Source organism: Pseudomonas sp. 14P5.3.2 (assembly GCF_057799175.1).
In genome coordinates this window covers 103,113-120,746 of sequence record NZ_JBYOKU010000012.1, presented here as the reverse complement: position 1 = coordinate 120,746, position 17,634 = coordinate 103,113, and the positions used below count along the sequence as shown (strand labels likewise).

Here is a 17,634-nt window from a genome sequence, read left to right as displayed (position 1 = left end):
CCTTGAGCTGATGGTGGCGTTAGGCACAGGGACAGCGGCTCTGTAGGAGTAGCACAAGTTAGCCCGGAGTCCCTGGCAGATCGATTTGCGCATCCAGCAAAGCCATGAAGGCCCTTGCTGCATTCGACAGCGTCCGTTCGGTGTGCACGATATAGCCTAGCTGGCGACTGAGCTGTATGCCCGGCAAAGGTATGCGCGCGACCTGTTCATCAAGCATGGTGCGTGGCAGAACACTCCAGGCCAGACCGATGGAGACCATCATCTTGATGGTTTCCAGGTAGTTGGTGCTCATGGCGATGTTCGGCGTCAGCCCTTGGGCTTCGAACAAACGTTGGACAATATGATGAGTAAAGGTGTTGCCTCCGGGAAAAACCGCCGGATGACCGGCAATATCCGCCAGACTCACCGCGCCGTTGCTGATCAGCGAATGCTCCGGCGCCACCACAAAATCCAGCGGGTCGTCCCACACCGGCGTGGCTTTGACCAGCGTGTGTGGCTCTGGCGCAAGAGTGATGACTGCCAGTTCAGCGCGGCCATGGAGAATTTCCTCGTAGGCCACTTCCGAATCGAGGAACTGAATATCCAGCGCCACTTGTGGGTAGCGACGGGTGAATTCCCTCAAGAGTGGCGGCAGGCGGTGCAGGCCGATGTGGTGACTGGTGGCCAGGGTCAGCCGGCCGCTGACTTCGCCGGTCAGGTTGGTCAGGGCGCGGCGGGTGTCGTCCAGCACGTTGAGAATCTGGTATGCCCTGGGCAGCAGGGCGCGCCCAGCCTCGGTCAGGCCGACTTCACGACCGAGTCGATCGAACAACCGCACCTTCAGTTGTTGCTCCAGTCCGGCGATGCGTTTGCTGATCGCCGGCTGCGTCAGATGCAGGCGTTCCCCGGCGCCGGAGAAGCTGCCGGTCTCGGCGATAGCGATAAAAGCATTGAGGTTGGCCAGATCCATGGTTCGTATTCCAGTTGGTTATCCAAAGCATAAAAAATATGAATTTGAGTTATTTAATGTAACGCCATAGGATCGGCCTCACAAGCCAAAGGGTTATTGATAAGCCCAAGGCATAGAAACAAGCTGATGAGGAACCGTCTGATGGCCGGCAAAACGCTCTACGACAAGCTCTGGGATTCGCATTTGGTCAAACAGCGCGACGATGGCTCGGCGCTGATCTACATCGATCGTCACATCATCCACGAAGTGACCTCGCCGCAAGCCTTCGAAGGCCTGCGTCTGGCCGGGCGCAAGCCTTGGCGCATCGATGCCAACATCGCGACCCCGGACCACAACGTACCGACCACGCCCGAGCGCAAGGGCGGCATCGAAGCGATTGCCGACCAGGTCTCGCGTTTGCAGGTTCAGACCCTCGATGACAACTGTGATGAGTACGGCATTGTCGAGTTCAAGATGAACGACATCCGTCAGGGCATCGTCCACGTGATCAGCCCGGAGCAGGGCGCAACCTTGCCGGGCATGACCGTGGTCTGCGGCGACTCGCACACCTCGACCCACGGCGCTTTCGGTGCCTTGGCGCACGGGATCGGCACTTCCGAGGTCGAGCACGTGCTCGCCACCCAGTGCCTGGTCGCGAAGAAAATGAAGAACATGCTGGTGCGCGTCGAAGGCCAATTGCCGTTCGGCGTGACCGCCAAGGACATCGTCCTCGCGGTGATCGGCAAGATCGGCACCGCCGGCGGTAACGGCCATGCCATCGAGTTCGCCGGCAGCGCGATTCGCGATCTGTCCGTCGAAGGCCGCATGACCATTTGCAATATGTCCATCGAAGCCGGCGCCCGTGTGGGTCTGGTGGCTGCGGACGAAAAGACTGTCGAGTACGTCAAGGGCCGTCCGTTCGCACCGAAAGGCGCGCAGTGGGATCAGGCGGTTGAAGCCTGGAAAGACCTGGTCTCCGACGCCGACGCCAAGTTCGACACCGTGGTTGAGCTCGACGCTGCGCAGATCAAGCCGCAAGTCAGCTGGGGCACCTCCCCGGAAATGGTCCTGGCCGTTGATCAGAACGTGCCGGACCCGGCTAAAGAGATGGACCTGGTCAAGCGCGATTCGATTGTCCGTGCCTTGAAATACATGGGTTTGACTGCCAATCAGGCGATCACCGACATTCAGCTGGATCGCGTGTTCATCGGTTCCTGCACCAACTCGCGTATCGAAGACCTGCGCGCTGCGGCCGTGATCGCCAAGGGTCGCAAAGTCGCTTCGACGATCAAGCAGGCAATCGTCGTACCGGGCTCGGGTCTGGTGAAGGCGCAGGCGGAAGCCGAAGGTCTGGACAAGATTTTCCTCGAGGCCGGTTTCGAATGGCGTGAGCCGGGTTGCTCGATGTGCCTGGCGATGAACCCGGACCGTTTGGAGTCCGGCGAGCATTGCGCCTCGACTTCCAACCGTAACTTCGAAGGCCGTCAGGGTGCCGGTGGCCGTACCCACCTCGTGAGCCCGGCCATGGCCGCTGCGGCGGCGGTGAACGGTCGTTTCATCGACGTTCGTGAATTGATCTAAAAGGAGCGCAGCATGAAAGCTTTTACCCAGCACACTGGTCTTGTCGCGCCTCTGGATCGTGCCAACGTCGACACCGACCAGATCATTCCCAAGCAGTTCTTGAAGTCGATCAAGCGCACCGGTTTCGGCCCGAATCTGTTCGACGAGTGGCGCTACCTGGATGTCGGCCAGCCGTATCAGGACAACTCCAAGCGCCCGCTGAACAAGGACTTCGTGCTCAACGCCGAGCGTTATCAAGGCGCCAGCGTGTTGCTCGCCCGTGAGAACTTCGGGTGCGGCTCCAGCCGTGAACACGCCCCGTGGGCGCTGGAAGAATACGGTTTCCGCAGCATCATCGCGCCGAGCTACGCCGATATCTTCTTCAACAACAGCTTCAAGAACGGCTTGTTGCCGATCATCTTGAGCGACGCTGAAGTCGATGAACTGTTCAAGCAGGTCGAGGCTAATCCGGGCTACCAATTGCAGATCGATCTGCAGGCGCAGACCGTGACCCGTCCGGATGGCAAGGTGTTGAGCTTCGAGATCGACGCGTTCCGCAAGCATTGTCTGCTCAATGGTCTGGACGATATCGGTTTGACCTTGCAGGACGGTGATGCGATTGCGGCGTTTGAAGCCAAGCATCGTGTGAGCCAGCCGTGGTTGTTTCGCGACGTATGATTGATTCGAGATTGATGTAGTCAGGGCTGACCTCTTCGCGAGCAAGCCCGCTCCCACAGGGGAATGTATTTCAAATGTGGGAGCGGGCTTGCTCGCGAAGGCGGCCGCTCAAACAATACAAATGCAGGATGTGACTATGACCAGCACCGCCCAGCACACCCAGGTTGTACAAAAGCAATTCGGTGAACAGGCCGCCGCCTACCTGAGCAGCGCCGTTCACGCTCAAGGCACTGAATTCGCGCTGCTACAGGCTGAACTGGCGGGACAGGACGCGGCTCGGGTGCTGGATCTGGGGTGCGGTGCCGGTCATGTGAGTTTTCATGTGGCGCCGCTGGTGAAAGAAGTGGTGGCCTATGACCTGTCGCAGCAAATGCTCGATGTGGTCGCCGCCGCAGCCGTTGATCGCGGTTTTGCCAATATCTCCACGGTCAACGGCGCCGCCGAGCGCCTGCCGTTTGCCGATGGCGAATTCGATTACGTGTTCAGCCGTTATTCGGCGCACCATTGGAGCGACCTCGGGGTGGCCCTGCGTGAAGTGCGGCGGGTGCTGAAGCCGGGTGGCGTGGCAGCGTTTATCGACGTGTTGTCACCGGGCAGTCCGTTGTTCGACACTTACCTGCAAAGCGTCGAAGTGCTGCGCGACACCAGCCACGTGCGCGATTATTCCGCCGGCGAGTGGCTGCGGCAGGTCAGCGAGGCCGGGCTGCATACCCGCAGCACCAGTCGTCAGCGCCTGCGTCTGGAATACAGCAGTTGGGTCGAGCGCATGCGCACACCCGAAGTGATGCGCGCGGCGATCCGCCAGTTGCAGCAATCGATGGGCAACGAAGTGCGCGAATATTTTGAGATTGATGCCGATGGCTCGTTCAGTACAGATGTATTGGTACTGTGGGCCGAGCGCTAAGAATTTTTCCGGGCGCGCCTGCGGGCGCTCCGACTGATGACATGAGGAAAGCATGAGCAAGCAGATTCTGATTCTCCCAGGTGACGGTATTGGTCCGGAAATCATGGCCGAAGCGGTCAAGGTGCTGGAGCTGGCCAACGACAAGTACAGCCTGGGCTTCGAGCTGAGCCATGACGTGATCGGTGGCGCGGCCATCGACAAGCACGGCGTGCCACTGGCCGACGAAACCCTCGACCGTGCCCGTGCTGCCGACGCCGTCCTGCTGGGCGCAGTGGGCGGCCCGAAATGGGATGCCATCGAGCGTGACATCCGCCCTGAGCGGGGTCTGCTGAAAATCCGTGCGCAACTGGGCCTGTTCGGCAACCTGCGTCCGGCGATCCTCTACCCGCAACTGGCCGACGCTTCGAGCCTGAAGCCGGAAATCGTTGCCGGTCTGGACATCCTGATCGTCCGTGAGCTGACCGGCGGCATCTACTTTGGCGCGCCACGCGGCACCCGTACCCTGGAAAACGGCGAGCGTCAGTCTTACGACACCCTGCCGTACAGCGAAAGCGAAATCCGCCGCATCGCCCGCGTCGGTTTCGACATGGCCATGGTTCGCGGCAAGAAACTGTGCTCGGTGGACAAGGCCAACGTGCTGGCGTCCAGCCAACTGTGGCGTGAAGTGGTCGAGCAGGTCGCCAAGGATTACCCTGAAGTCGAACTGAGCCACATGTACGTCGACAACGCCGCCATGCAACTGGTGCGCGCACCGAAGCAGTTCGACGTGATCGTCACCGACAACATGTTCGGCGACATTCTCTCCGACGAAGCCTCGATGCTTACCGGTTCGATCGGCATGCTGCCCTCGGCCTCGCTGGATTCGAACAACAAGGGCATGTACGAGCCTTGCCACGGTTCGGCGCCGGACATCGCCGGCAAAGGCATTGCCAACCCGTTGGCAACGATTTTGTCGGTGTCGATGATGCTGCGTTACAGCTTCAATCTGCACGACGCGGCCGATGCCATCGAGAAAGCCGTCAGCGTGGTGCTGGATCAAGGCTTGCGCACCGGCGACATCTATTCGGCCGGTTGTACCAAAGTCGGAACGCAGGAAATGGGTGACGCAGTAGTCGCCGCGCTGCGGAATCTGTAATCTCTCGGGCCCGCTGCGAAATTCAATACAAAGCAGCGGCCCACTTTTCAAGAAGGTGTAGTTGCGATGAAACGTGTAGGTCTGATCGGTTGGCGCGGCATGGTCGGTTCCGTGCTCATGCAGCGGATGCTGGAAGAGCAGGATTTCGATCTTATCGAGCCGGTGTTTTTCACCACTTCCAATGTCGGTGGCCAAGGCCCGTCCGTGGGCAAGGACATTGCTCCGCTCAAGGACGCTTACAGCATTGAAGAGCTGAAAACCCTCGACGTGATCCTGACCTGCCAGGGCGGCGACTACACCAGCGAAGTATTCCCCAAGCTGCGCGAAGCCGGCTGGCAGGGTTACTGGATCGACGCGGCTTCCAGCCTGCGCATGAACGATGATGCGGTGATCATTCTCGACCCGGTCAACCGCAAGGTCATCGACCAGCAACTGGACGCGGGCACCAAGAACTACATCGGTGGCAACTGCACCGTCAGCCTGATGCTGATGGGCCTGGGCGGTCTGTTCGAGGCCGGTCTGGTCGAGTGGATGAGCGCCATGACTTATCAGGCGGCCTCCGGTGCCGGCGCGCAGAACATGCGTGAACTGATCAAGCAGATGGGTGCGACTCACGCCGCTGTCGCCGATCAACTGGCCGACCCGGCCAGCGCGATCCTCGACATCGACCGTCGCGTGGCCGAAGCCATGCGCAGCGACGCGTACCCGACCGAAAACTTCGGCGTACCGCTGGCCGGCAGCCTGATTCCGTGGATCGACAAGGAACTGCCGAACGGCCAGAGCCGCGAAGAGTGGAAGGCCCAGGCCGAGACCAACAAGATCCTCGGCCGCTTCAAGAGCCCGATCCCGGTCGACGGCATCTGCGTGCGCATCGGCGCCATGCGTTGCCACAGCCAGGCGCTGACCATCAAGCTGAACAAAGACGTGCCGATCGCCGACATCGAAGGGCTGATCAGCCAGCACAACCCTTGGGTCAAACTGGTGCCGAACAACCGCGACATCAGCATGCAGGAGCTGAGCCCGACCAAGGTCACCGGCACCCTGAATGTACCGGTGGGTCGTCTGCGCAAGCTGAACATGGGGTCGCAATTCGTCGGAGCCTTCACCGTCGGCGACCAACTGCTGTGGGGCGCGGCCGAACCGCTGCGCCGCATGCTGCGGATCCTGCTTGAGCGTTGATCGCTTGAAGTCGTGAAAGAACCCGCGCCTTGTGAGAGGTGCGGGTTTTTTTATGTCTGAGGGTTCCCGGTGTCAGGTCTGGCGCCTTCGCGAGCAAGCCCGCTCCCACATTAGAACTGCGTTCCCCTGTGGGAGCGAGCTTGCTCGCGAAGGGGCCGGTGCAGACACTGCAGATTCCGACAGAAATTGCCTGCATGCCAGTCACCCGGTAAAGTGCCGCTCCCCCCGTTTCGCCAGAGGCAGAACCATGACCCAGACCCTTGATATTGCCGTCGTCGGCGCCACCGGTACTGTCGGCGAAACCCTCGTACAGATTCTCGAAGAGCGCGACTTTCCGGTCGGCAACCTGCACTTGTTGGCCAGCAGCGAATCCGCCGGCAGTTCGGTGCTGTTTCGCAACAAGAACGTGCGCGTGCGCGAAGTCGACGAGTTCGATTTCAGCAAGGTCAAACTGGTGTTCTTCGCCGCTGGCGCTGCCGTTTCCCTGAGTTACGCAGCGCGTGCCCACGCGGCAGGTTGCTCGCTGATTGACCTGTCCGGTGCGTTGCCGGCCGAGCAGGCGCCGCAAGTGGTGCCGGAAGCCAACGCTGAGGTGATCGCCGGTCTGAAAGCGCCGTTCCAGGTCAGCAGCCCAAGCCCTTCGGCCACTGCGCTGGCCGTGGTGCTGGCGCCGCTGCTCGATTTGATCGAGCTGCAATACGTCAATGTCACCGCCAATCTGGCCGTGTCCGCCCAGGGTCGCGAGGCCGTGACCGAGCTGGCCCGGCAGACTGCCGAGCTGCTGAACATGCGTCCGCTGGAGCCAACGTTCTTCGACCGTCAGATGGCCTTCAACCTGCTGGCCCAGGTCGGCACCCCCGACGCTCAAGGCCACACGCTGCTGGAAAAACGTCTGGTGCGCGAGTTGCGTCAGGTGCTGAAGCAGCCTTTATTAAAGATTTCCGCAACTTGCGTTCAAGCCCCGGTGTTTTTTGGCGATAGCTATAGCGTGACCTTGCAGTCAGCGAGCGCGGTCGACCTGGCAAAGGTCAACGCTGCACTTGAGGACGCGCCCGGCATCGAGCTGGTTGAAGCCGGCGATTATCCGACCGCGGTGGGTGACGCGGTGGGGCAGGATGTGGTCTATGTCGGTCGGGTGCGCAGCGGCGTCGATGACCCGGCGGAACTTAATCTGTGGCTGACGTCAGATAACGTACGCAAAGGGGCAGCCCTGAATGCTGTGCAGGTCGCTGAATTGTTGATAAAAGACCTGCTGTAAAAGATACTTGGCAACAATTTGTCGACTGATTCTAGGTGAGCGCTATGCTTGCCCGGAGCACTTGATAACGTGTCACCCTCCGGGACTTTCCGGGGCATCAAAGAAATGATCGCGCGCGGCAGTCTGTCGTCGTCGCGCGCAATGCCTTACGGCAGCGGCAATCAACATCTTCTCGCTGGCCGAGGAACGTTCAAACAAAGGATGAGGCTATGGTTCAAGTTCGCAAACTGGTGTTAGCAATAGCGGCCGCCTCGGCGCTGTCCTCCGGTATGGCGCATGCCCTCGGGCTCGGGGAGCTGACCCTGAAGTCGACCCTGAACCAGCCGCTGGTGGCCGAGATCGAGCTGCTCGATGTCAAGGATCTCACCGCTGCCGAAGTGGTGCCAAGCCTGGCCTCGCCAGAAGATTTCGCCAAGGCCGGCGTTGATCGCCAGGCCTTTCTCAACGACCTGACGTTCACCCCGGTGCTCAACGCCAGCGGCAAGAGCGTGCTGCGCGTGACTTCGAGCAAGCCGCTGTCGGAACCGATGGTGAAATTCCTCGTCCAGGTAATGTGGCCGAACGGCCGTCTGCTGCGCGATTACAGCGTGCTGCTGGATCCGTCGAAGTTCTCGCCGCAGACCGCTGACGCCGCCGCGCAACCGGCGCCGTCGCAGACCATCACTGCGCCGACCACTGGTGCCACGCACCCGACGCAATACACCACCACGCCGCGCGACACCCTGTGGGAAATCGCCGCGAAGGCGCGTACCGGCGGTTCGGTGCAGCAGACCATGCTGGCGATTCAGGCGCTGAACCCGGATGCGTTCATCGACGGCAACATCAACCGGCTGAAAACCGGCCAAGTGCTGCGTCTGCCGGATGCAACGCAGAGTGCCGCACTGCCGCAGTCCAAGGCGATTGCCGAAGTGGCGGCGCAGAACGAAGCCTGGCGTCAGGGTCGTCGCTATGTGGCCAAGCCTGGCACCGGCCAGCAGCAGCTCGATGCCACCAAGCGAGGCCGCAGCAATGTCGGCACCGGGCAGAATGCCAAGGACAACCTGAGTCTGGTGTCTGCCGAAGGCGCCAAGGGTCGTGGCAAAGGCCCGGCAGGCGATGCCAAGGCCTTGAGCAACAAACTGGCGGTCACCCAGGAAAGCCTCGACACGACCCGTCGTGACAACGAGGAACTGAAAAGCCGCATGGCCGATCTGCAAAGTCAGCTGGACAAGCTGCAACGCCTGATCGAGCTGAAGAACAATCAACTGGCGAAGATGCAGGCCGAAGGCCCGGGCGCTGCGCCAGCCGCCACTGCTGCCGTACCGGCGATCACCGCCGAACTGGCCGCGACCCCGCCAGCCACCCCGGCAGAAGCGGCACCAACGCCAGAGTCGGCGATCGCGCCACCGGTCGATACGCCTGCCGAAACGCCGGCGGTCGCGCCGAAGCCGGTTGTCGATGAGGATAAAACCTTCAACGAACTGCTGACCAATCCGATCCTGCTGGGTCTGATCGGTGGCGGTGCGGTGGTGCTGCTGCTTCTGCTGTTGCTGCTGGCTCGTCGCCGCAAAGCCCAGCAGGAAGCCGAGAAACACCTGCGCATGGCCCGCGCCCTGGCGGAAGAGCAAGAGTTCTCTGCCGAGCAGGATCTGCCGGAAAGCAGCTTCGAAGGCCTTGAAGTACCCGCTGCCAGCGTCAAGCTCAACACTGCGGCAGCTGCGCCAGCGCCAGCGGCAGTCGTGGCTCCGGTGGTGATGGCTGAGCCGATTGCCGCGCCATTGGTCGCGCCGGCCGCCGAGCGTTCCGATGACGTGCTGGACAAGGCTCAGTCGCACATCAACGCCGGTCGCCTGAATCAGGCCGCAGCGTTGCTGGAGGAGGGCGTCAGCCTCGAGCCGCAGCGCAGTGATCTGCGTCTGAAGCTGATGGAAGTCTACGGTCAGCAGGGTGATCGCGATGCGTTCGTCGCTCAGGAGCGTCAGTTGGTGGCCAACGGCGATAACTTCGCCAAGGTCGAAGAACTGAAAAAGCGCTTCCCGGCCATGGCGGTCGTCGCGGTCGCGGGTCTGGCCGCAGCGGCGGTCGCCGCCGAACTGGACGCGCAATACGTCAAGGATCTGCTGCTCGACGAGCCAGAGGCGCCTGCACCTGAGCCTGCTCCTGCGGCAGATGATCTGGATAGCGCGTTCGACCTGAGCCTAGACGACCTCGACAACATCACCCCGGTTGAGCCTGCCCCTGTCGTCGCGCCTGAAGCGCCGGTAGAGCTGGACGAATTCCCGGCAGACGACGATCTGAGCTTCGAATCGGTGCTGCAACAGCAGACCGAGATCAAAGAGAACCTCGACGACCTGTCGGACTTCGACCTCGATCTGGATCTGGGTGCCGAGCCTGCGCCAGCCCCGGCGGCGGACCTGGCGGACGATGACTTCCTGCTGGATCTGGACGAAGGCGTGAAAGACCTGTCGCCGGTCGAGCCTGCGGTCGTCAGCGAAGTGCCGCAGGACGATCTGGAGCTGCCGGCGGATTTCGATCTGTCGCTGGCCGACGAGATGGACAGCAACCCGGCGGCCGAGCCTGACGCATTCGCAGCGGAACTGAATGACGTCAACGCCGAGCTGGATCGTTTGTCGCAGAGCATTGCCGAGCCGACCTTCACTGAAAACGATGCGGCATTGGGTGGTGATCTGGGGGAAGACGATTTCGACTTCCTCGCCGGCACCGACGAAGCCGCGACCAAGCTCGATCTGGCTCAGGCCTACATCGACATGGGCGACAGCGACGGCGCGCGCGACATCCTCAACGAAGTGTTGACCGAGGGTGACGAAAAGCAGCGTGGCGAAGCCAAGGAAATGCTTTCGCACCTGGCGTGATTCGGCGGTAAACAAAACGGCAGCCCATCGAGGCTGCCGTTTTTGTTTGGGCTGGATTTCTGTGGTGCCTGATCGACCGCCTTCGCGAGCAAGCCCGCTCCCACATTTGGAATACATTCCTCCTGTGGGAGCGGGCTTGCTCGCGAAGAGGTCGGATCCGTCAACACAGAACTGACTGGCATCCCCGGTCCACAGCCTTATAATGCCCGCCTTTGCACATCAGCAGGCTGTCCCACCTTGGCAAACATAGATAACCCGGTCGCCGAAATGGCACCCGACGGCTTTTACCGAGTCGCGCTTGGCGTTGAATACAAAGGTTCGCGCTACAGCGGCTGGCAGCGCCAGTTGACCGGCGTGGCCACGGTGCAGGAAGAGCTCGAGAAAGCCTTGTCGAAAGTCGCCAACTCGCCGGTTTCACTGCAGTGCGCCGGGCGTACCGATGCGGGCGTGCATGCCTGCGGACAAGTGGTGCATTTCGATACACAAGTCGATCGTTCGCTGAAAGCCTGGGTGATGGGCGCCAATATCAATCTGCCTCATGACATCAGTGTCAGCTGGGCGCGGGTGATGCCGGCGCATTTTCATGCGCGGTTCAAAGCCATCGCGCGGCGTTATCGCTATGTGATCTACAACGATCAGATTCGTCCGGCCCATCTCAACGAAGAGATCACCTGGAACCATCGCCCGCTCGACGTCGAGCGTATGGCCGAGGCCGCGCAGTATCTGATCGGTACTCATGATTTCAGTGCGTTCCGTGCCGGGCAGTGCCAAGCGAAATCGCCGATCAAGAAAATGCACCACCTGCGCGTGACTCGCCACGGCAAGATGATCGTTCTCGATATTCGCGCCAACGCCTTTTTGCACCATATGGTGCGCAACATTGCCGGTGTGCTGATGACCATCGGTGCCGGCGAGCGTCCGGTCGAGTGGATGAAGGAAGTCCTGGAGAGTCGCGAGCGCCGTTCCGGTGGCGTGACGGCGCATCCGTTCGGTCTGTATCTGGTGCAAGTCGAGTACCACGACGAGTTCCCGTTGCCCGAGCGTTTCATCGGGCCACATTTCCTTACGGGTTTCTCGGGCCTTGACGGCTGACGCCCCCGAACGCTTTTGTTACCATCCGGGACTTTCCCGGTTTTTGCCTTGAGGTTTTTATCGACATGTCAGCCGTTCGCAGCAAGATTTGCGGGATTACCCGCATAGAAGATGCGTTGGCAGCGGTCGAGGCGGGAGCCGATGCGATCGGTTTCGTGTTTTACGCCAAGAGCCCGCGGGCGGTAAGCGTGCAGCAGGCAAGGGCGATCATTCAGGCGTTGCCGCCGTTCGTGACCACCGTTGGCCTGTTCGTCAATGCCAGCCGCTGCGAGCTGGGGGAAATCCTCGATGCCGTGCCGCTGGATCTGTTGCAGTTCCATGGCGACGAAGTCGTTGCCGACTGTGAAGGCTGGCATCGTCCCTACATCAAGGCGCTGCGGGTCAAGGCCGGCGACGACATCGCGGCAGCCGTCGATGCTTATCCGAGCGCCAGTGGCGTGCTGCTCGACACTTACGTCGAAGGCGTGCCCGGCGGAACCGGCGAGGCATTCGACTGGTCTTTGATTCCGCAAACGTTGAGCAAGCCGCTGATCCTGGCCGGTGGCCTCACCCCGGAAAACGTCGCCGACGCCGTAGCCCGGGTCAAACCTTACGCGGTCGATGTCAGCGGCGGGGTAGAAGCGAGCAAAGGCATCAAGGATCATGCGAAGATCCGCGCGTTCATCAATGCCGTACGTAGAAGCTCGCAGGGAGCGTCTACTTCGATGTGACGGCTGGCAGTCTGCCGCCGTCCATCAATGCACTTGCACAAAGCAGGCGAGGCTGAGGGTTTCTGGAGTTGCACGCAGGTCATGTTTCGCGCTGACCGCGGCGTTCCATCAATCATCGCCACACACATGAATTTAGCTGAAGGGCATACGCGGGGCTGCGAACCAGAGCGTTCGGGCCGCCGGTACTGGAGAAAAAAAGCATGAGCAACTGGTTGGTAGACAAACTGATCCCTTCGATCATGCGTTCGGAGGTCAAGAAGAGCTCGGTGCCTGAAGGTCTGTGGCACAAATGCCCGTCCTGCGAGGCTGTGCTGTATCGCCCTGAGCTGGAAAAGACCCTGGACGTTTGCCCCAAGTGCAACCACCACATGCGCATCGGCGCACGGGCGCGCATCGACATCTTCCTGGATGCCGAAGGCCGCAACGAGCTGGGTGCAGACCTGGAGCCGGTTGACCGTCTGAAATTCCGCGACGGCAAGAAGTACAAGGACCGTCTGGTCGCAGCCCAAAAGCAGACCGGCGAAAAAGACGCGCTGATCTCCGTCAGTGGCACCCTGCTGGGTATGCCGGTGGTGGTGTCGGCGTTCGAGTTCAGCTTCATGGGCGGTTCCATGGGCGCCATCGTCGGTGAGCGCTTCGTGCGCGCCGCCAACTATGCCCTGGAAAACCGTTGCCCGATGATCTGCTTCGCCGCCTCCGGTGGTGCGCGCATGCAGGAAGCGCTGATCTCGCTGATGCAGATGGCCAAGACTTCGGCCGTGCTCGCGCGTCTGCGTGAAGAAGGCATTCCGTTCATCTCGGTGCTGACCGACCCGGTCTACGGCGGCGTTTCCGCCAGTCTGGCAATGCTCGGCGACGTGATCGTCGGTGAGCCGAAAGCCCTGATCGGCTTCGCCGGTCCGCGTGTGATCGAGCAGACCGTGCGTGAAAAGCTGCCGGAAGGCTTCCAGCGCAGCGAGTTCCTGCTGGAGCATGGCGCAATCGACCTGATCATTGATCGTCGTGAACTGCGTCCACGTTTGGGCAATCTGCTGGCACAACTGACCGGCCAGCCGACTCCGACCTACGTCGCCGCTCCTGTCGAGCCAATCGTCGTTCCACCGGTGCCTGCCAACGTATGACCGAGCGTACCCTTGGCGAGTGGCTCGCCTACCTTGAGCAGTTGCATCCATCGGCCATCGACATGGGGCTGGAGCGTTCGCAACAGGTAGCGTCCCGCATGGGGCTGGGCCAGCCGGCGCCTCGGGTGATTACGGTCACCGGCACCAACGGCAAGGGTTCGACCTGCGCTTTCGTGGCTTCGTTGCTGCGGGCGCAGGGCCTGAGCGTGGGTGTCTACAATTCTCCGCACCTGCTGCGTTACAACGAGCGGGTGCAGCTCAATGGCGTCGAAGCCACTGACGCACAGCTGTGCGAAGCTTTCGCTGCGGTCGAGGCCGGGCGTGGCGACACTTCCCTGACTTACTTCGAAATGGGCACCCTGGCGGCGTTCTGGCTGTTTCAGCAGGCAAAGCTTGACGCTGTGGTGCTGGAAGTCGGTCTGGGCGGGCGTCTGGATACGGTCAACGTGGTGGATGCCGATATCGCGCTGGTCACCAGCATTGGTGTCGATCATGCCGAGTACCTGGGTAATACCCGCGAGTCCGTGGCTTTCGAGAAGGCCGGGATTTTCCGCCAGGGCAAACCTGCGCTGTGCGGCGACCTGAATCCTCCGCAACCTCTGCTCGACAAGGTTCGCGAGCTGGCGTGCCCGTTCTCTCTGCGCGGGCGCGACTTCGATCTGGGAATCACCGATCACAACTGGCAATGGCGCGGCACCGACGCACGGGGTCAGGTGGTCGAATTGCATGATTTGCCGCTGCTCGACCTGCCGATGGAAAACGCAGCGCTGGCATTGCAGGCGTATCTGCTGCTCGGTTTGCCGTGGAATGCGTCGCAAATTGTTGCGGCCTTGCAGGCCACTCGCGTGGTCGGCCGGCTGGATCTGCGCTCGTTCGAGTTCAACGGCAAGCGCCTGAACCTGCTGCTGGACGTGGGACATAACCCGCACGCGGCGGAGTATCTGGCGCGACGTCTGGCCAGTCGGCCGCCGGTGGGCAAGCGTCTGGCGGTGTTCGGCCTGTTGGCGGACAAGGATCTGGATGGTGTTGTCGGCGAATTGAATGCTAGTGTCCAGCACTGGGCGGTAGCGCCGCTGGATTCGACGCGCGCGCGTCCGGTCAGTGAATTACACGCGGCGTTGCAGAACCTTGGCGCCTCTGTCACGTCCTATGACAGTGTCGCGGCTGCGCTGGAAGGGCAGTGCGAGATCGCAACCAGCGACGACGAGATTCTGTTGTTCGGATCATTTTATTGTGTCGCCGAGGCCCTTGAATGGCTGGCCCGGCGCTCCACGGAGGAAGCGGCAAATGGCTTTGCTGGATAAAGCGTACAAGCAGCGCATGGTCGGTGCCCTGGTGCTGGTGGCGCTGGCGGTGATTTTCCTGCCGATGCTGTTTTCCCGTCAGGACGAGCAGCGCCAGGTCACGGTCGATGCACCGGCTGCGCCGCAAGCGCCTGCCGTGCCGCAAGTGCAGCTTGAGCCGGTAGCCGTGCCCGAGCCGCAAGCACTGCCGCAGGAACCGGTCCCGAGTGATGATGAGGTGGCCGAGCAATCGGCGCCGTCGATGCCGATTGCCCCAGCACCAGCGCCGGCACCGGCTCCGGTAGCCAAACCGGTTGCGCCTGCGCCAGTCGCCAAGCCTGCTCCGGCGCCGGCTCAGCCGATTGCTGCTGCTCCGGCCAAGCCTGACACCACACAAAGCCGCGTCGACGCCAACGGTCTGTCGGTCAGCTGGTCGGTGCAACTGGCCAGTCTGTCGAGTCGCGCCAGCGCCGAAAGCCTGCAGAAAACCCTGCGCAGCCAAGGCTACAACGCCTACATCCGTTCCGCCGATGGTAAGAATCGGGTGTTCGTCGGCCCGCTGATCGAGCGCGCCGAAGCCGATCGCCTGCGTGATCTGTTGGGCCGTCAGCAGAACCTCAAGGGTTTTGTCGTGCGCTTCCAGCCTGAGCGTGGCTAAAAACTATCGTCCGGATTGAAATGCACTGACAATCGCAGCTTACCGACAGCGGTGCGCTCTGCTAAAATGCGCCGCCTTATCCGTCTGTAGGCTGCACTGTGCCATTTACCATGGTTGACTGGGCGATTGTTGCAATCATCGCCATCTCCGCTTTGATCAGTTTGAGCCGCGGCTTCGTCAAGGAAGCATTATCGCTGGTGACCTGGATCATCGCAGGAGCTGTTGCCTGGATGTTCGGTGGCTCACTGTCCGAGTACCTCGCCGGATACATCGAAACCCCATCGGCTCGCGTGATCGCGGGCTGTGCCATCATGTTTGTCGCCACACTGATCGTGGGCGCAATGATCAATTATCTTATCGGCGAGTTGGTGCGCGTGACCGGGTTGTCCGGCACCGACCGATTCCTGGGCATGGCCTTCGGCGCGGCGCGTGGCGTGTTGCTGGTGGTCGTGGCAGTCGGGCTGTTGAGCCTGGGGCCGGTACAGCAGGACGGGTGGTGGAAAGAGTCACAGCTCGTGCCAAAGTTTCTATTGGTCGCCGATTGGTCCAAAAACCTGATTCTCGGGTGGAGCAGTCAGTGGCTTGCCAGCGGAATCAGCGTACCCGCTGATATTCCGTTCAAGGAGCAACTCTTGCCGTCGGCCAAAACGCCTCAGTGAGTGTTGTTCAGTTCAGATCCATTAAGTAGGGGTTGCGTCGCATGTGTGGCATCGTCGGTATCGTCGGTAAGTCGAACGTCAATCAGGCGCTGTATGACGCGCTAACCGTGCTCCAGCACCGCGGCCAGGACGCTGCCGGTATCGTGACCAGCCATGATGGCCGGTTATTCCTGCGCAAGGACAATGGCCTGGTGCGTGACGTGTTTCAGCAGCGTCACATGCAGCGCCTGGTCGGCCACATGGGTATCGGTCACGTCCGTTACCCGACTGCCGGCAGCTCGACCTCGGCCGAAGCGCAGCCGTTTTACGTCAACTCGCCTTACGGCATTACCCTGGCGCACAACGGCAACCTGACCAACGTTGAACAGTTGGCCAAGGAAATCTACGAATCCGACCTGCGTCACGTCAACACCAGTTCCGACTCGGAAGTGCTGCTGAACGTGTTCGCTCACGAGCTGGCCCAGCGCGGCAAGCTGCAGCCGACCGAAGAAGATGTATTTGCCGCTGTGACCGACGTGCACAACCGTTGCGTCGGCGGTTACGCGGTGGTGGCGATGATCACCGGTTACGGCATCGTCGGTTTCCGTGACCCGCACGGCATTCGTCCGATCGTGTTCGGCCAGCGTCACACCGACGAAGGCGTCGAGTACATGATCGCTTCCGAAAGCGTTTCGCTGGACGTGCTCGGTTTCACCCTGATCCGCGACCTGGCCCCGGGCGAAGCGGTCTACATCACTGAAGACGGCAAGCTGCACACTCGTCAGTGCGCGACCAACCCGTCCCTGACTCCGTGCATCTTCGAACACGTCTATCTGGCGCGTCCTGATTCGATCATCGACGGTGTGTCGGTGTACAAGGCGCGTCTGCGCATGGGCGAGAAACTCGCCGAGAAGATCCTGCGCGAGCGTCCAGAGCACGACATCGACGTGGTCATCCCGATCCCGGACACCAGCCGCACCGCCGCGCTGGAACTGGCGAACCACCTGGGTGTGAAATTCCGCGAAGGCTTCGTCAAGAACCGTTACATCGGCCGGACCTTCATCATGCCGGGTCAGGCGGCGCGCAAGAAGTCGGTTCGCCAGAAGCTCAACGCGATCGAGCTGGAATTCCGCGGCAAGAACGTGATGCTGGTCGACGACTCGATCGTACGCGGCACCACCTGCAAGCAGATCATCCAGATGGCCCGCGAAGCTGGCGCGAAAAACGTCTACTTCTGCTCGGCGGCCCCGGCCGTGCGCTTCCCGAACGTTTACGGCATCGACATGCCGAGCGCTCACGAACTGATCGCGCACAATCGTTCGACGCAGGACGTGGCAGATCTGATCGGCGCCGACTGGCTGATCTATCAGGACCTGCCTGACTTGATCGAAGCGGTCGGTGGCGGCAAGATCAAGATCGAAAACTTCGATTGCGCAGTGTTCGACGGCAAGTACGTCACCGGCGACGTCGACGAGGCTTACCTGGACAAGATCGAGCAGGCACGCAACGATGCCTCCAAGGTCAAGACCCAGGCGGTCAGTGCGATCATCGATCTGTACAACAACTGAGTTTCTACCGGCCCTGAGGGGCCGGTTTTGTATCTGGCAAAAGACTTTCATTTATTCAGAACAGGGCAAG

15 protein-coding genes are annotated in these 17,634 nt (G+C 61.2%); 14 read left to right on the top strand and 1 reads right to left on the bottom strand.

Going from position 1 to position 17,634, the window contains the following annotated elements:
* Positions 1–58: 58 nt before the first annotated feature.
* On the bottom strand, positions 59–949 hold the full coding sequence (locus AC27VU_RS12625; RefSeq protein ID WP_007969232.1) for a LysR family transcriptional regulator: 891 nt from the start codon (positions 947–949) through the stop codon (positions 59–61).
* 141 nt (positions 950–1,090) lie between these two features.
* On the opposite strand from AC27VU_RS12625, the gene leuC reads away from it, so the two are divergent.
* The 14 genes from leuC (at position 1,091) to purF (ending at position 17,564) form a co-directional block, all read left to right on the top strand.
* A complete protein-coding gene (gene leuC / locus AC27VU_RS12620) occupies positions 1,091–2,509 on the top strand; it encodes a 3-isopropylmalate dehydratase large subunit (protein ID WP_095136733.1) in 1,419 nt (472 codons plus the stop codon).
* Between the two features lie 12 nt (positions 2,510–2,521).
* Positions 2,522–3,166 (top strand): 3-isopropylmalate dehydratase small subunit, encoded by a 645-nt coding sequence (gene leuD, locus AC27VU_RS12615; protein ID WP_488724182.1) that lies wholly within the window; start codon positions 2,522–2,524, stop codon positions 3,164–3,166.
* A 136-nt stretch (positions 3,167–3,302) separates the two neighbouring features.
* Positions 3,303–4,070, top strand: a complete 768-nt coding sequence (locus AC27VU_RS12610; protein WP_488724181.1) for a class I SAM-dependent methyltransferase — start codon at positions 3,303–3,305, stop codon at positions 4,068–4,070.
* Between the two features lie 52 nt (positions 4,071–4,122).
* Positions 4,123–5,205, top strand: coding sequence for a 3-isopropylmalate dehydrogenase (leuB, locus tag AC27VU_RS12605; protein WP_041066045.1), 1,083 nt, complete (start codon positions 4,123–4,125; stop codon positions 5,203–5,205).
* Positions 5,206–5,271: 66 nt separating this feature from the next.
* Positions 5,272–6,384 (top strand): aspartate-semialdehyde dehydrogenase, encoded by a 1,113-nt coding sequence (gene asd / locus AC27VU_RS12600; protein ID WP_003226428.1) that lies wholly within the window; start codon positions 5,272–5,274, stop codon positions 6,382–6,384.
* A 247-nt stretch (positions 6,385–6,631) separates the two neighbouring features.
* Complete coding sequence (locus AC27VU_RS12595; protein WP_400497102.1) at positions 6,632–7,642, top strand: aspartate-semialdehyde dehydrogenase; 1,011 nt, start codon at positions 6,632–6,634, stop codon at positions 7,640–7,642.
* A gap of 209 nt (positions 7,643–7,851) precedes the next feature.
* Positions 7,852–10,494 carry a motility hub landmark protein FimV gene (locus AC27VU_RS12590; RefSeq protein ID WP_488724180.1) on the top strand — a complete coding sequence of 881 codons (2,643 nt, stop codon included), beginning with the start codon at positions 7,852–7,854 and terminating at the stop codon, positions 10,492–10,494.
* A 267-nt stretch (positions 10,495–10,761) separates the two neighbouring features.
* Entirely contained in the window at positions 10,762–11,586 is an 825-nt protein-coding gene (truA, locus tag AC27VU_RS12585) for a tRNA pseudouridine(38-40) synthase TruA (protein WP_171061913.1), read from the top strand.
* Positions 11,587–11,651: 65 nt separating this feature from the next.
* Positions 11,652–12,296 carry a phosphoribosylanthranilate isomerase gene (locus tag AC27VU_RS12580; RefSeq protein WP_103520452.1) on the top strand — a complete coding sequence of 215 codons (645 nt, stop codon included), beginning with the start codon at positions 11,652–11,654 and terminating at the stop codon, positions 12,294–12,296.
* 200 nt (positions 12,297–12,496) lie between these two features.
* Entirely contained in the window at positions 12,497–13,417 is a 921-nt protein-coding gene (gene accD, locus AC27VU_RS12575) for an acetyl-CoA carboxylase, carboxyltransferase subunit beta (protein ID WP_027611535.1), read from the top strand.
* On the top strand, positions 13,414–14,721 hold the full coding sequence (gene folC / locus AC27VU_RS12570) for a bifunctional tetrahydrofolate synthase/dihydrofolate synthase (RefSeq protein WP_488724179.1): 1,308 nt from the start codon (positions 13,414–13,416) through the stop codon (positions 14,719–14,721). The genes accD and folC overlap by 4 nt, the downstream gene beginning before the upstream one ends.
* A complete protein-coding gene (locus AC27VU_RS12565; protein WP_400497106.1) occupies positions 14,705–15,358 on the top strand; it encodes an SPOR domain-containing protein in 654 nt (217 codons plus the stop codon). Before folC ends, AC27VU_RS12565 begins: the two co-directional genes overlap by 17 nt.
* A 98-nt stretch (positions 15,359–15,456) precedes the next feature.
* Positions 15,457–16,017: a CvpA family protein gene (locus AC27VU_RS12560; protein WP_045122548.1), complete on the top strand. Its 561-nt coding sequence runs from the start codon at positions 15,457–15,459 to the stop codon at positions 16,015–16,017.
* A gap of 41 nt (positions 16,018–16,058) precedes the next feature.
* On the top strand, positions 16,059–17,564 hold the full coding sequence (purF, locus tag AC27VU_RS12555; RefSeq protein WP_003226416.1) for an amidophosphoribosyltransferase: 1,506 nt from the start codon (positions 16,059–16,061) through the stop codon (positions 17,562–17,564).
* The last annotated feature ends 70 nt before the right edge of the window (positions 17,565–17,634 follow it).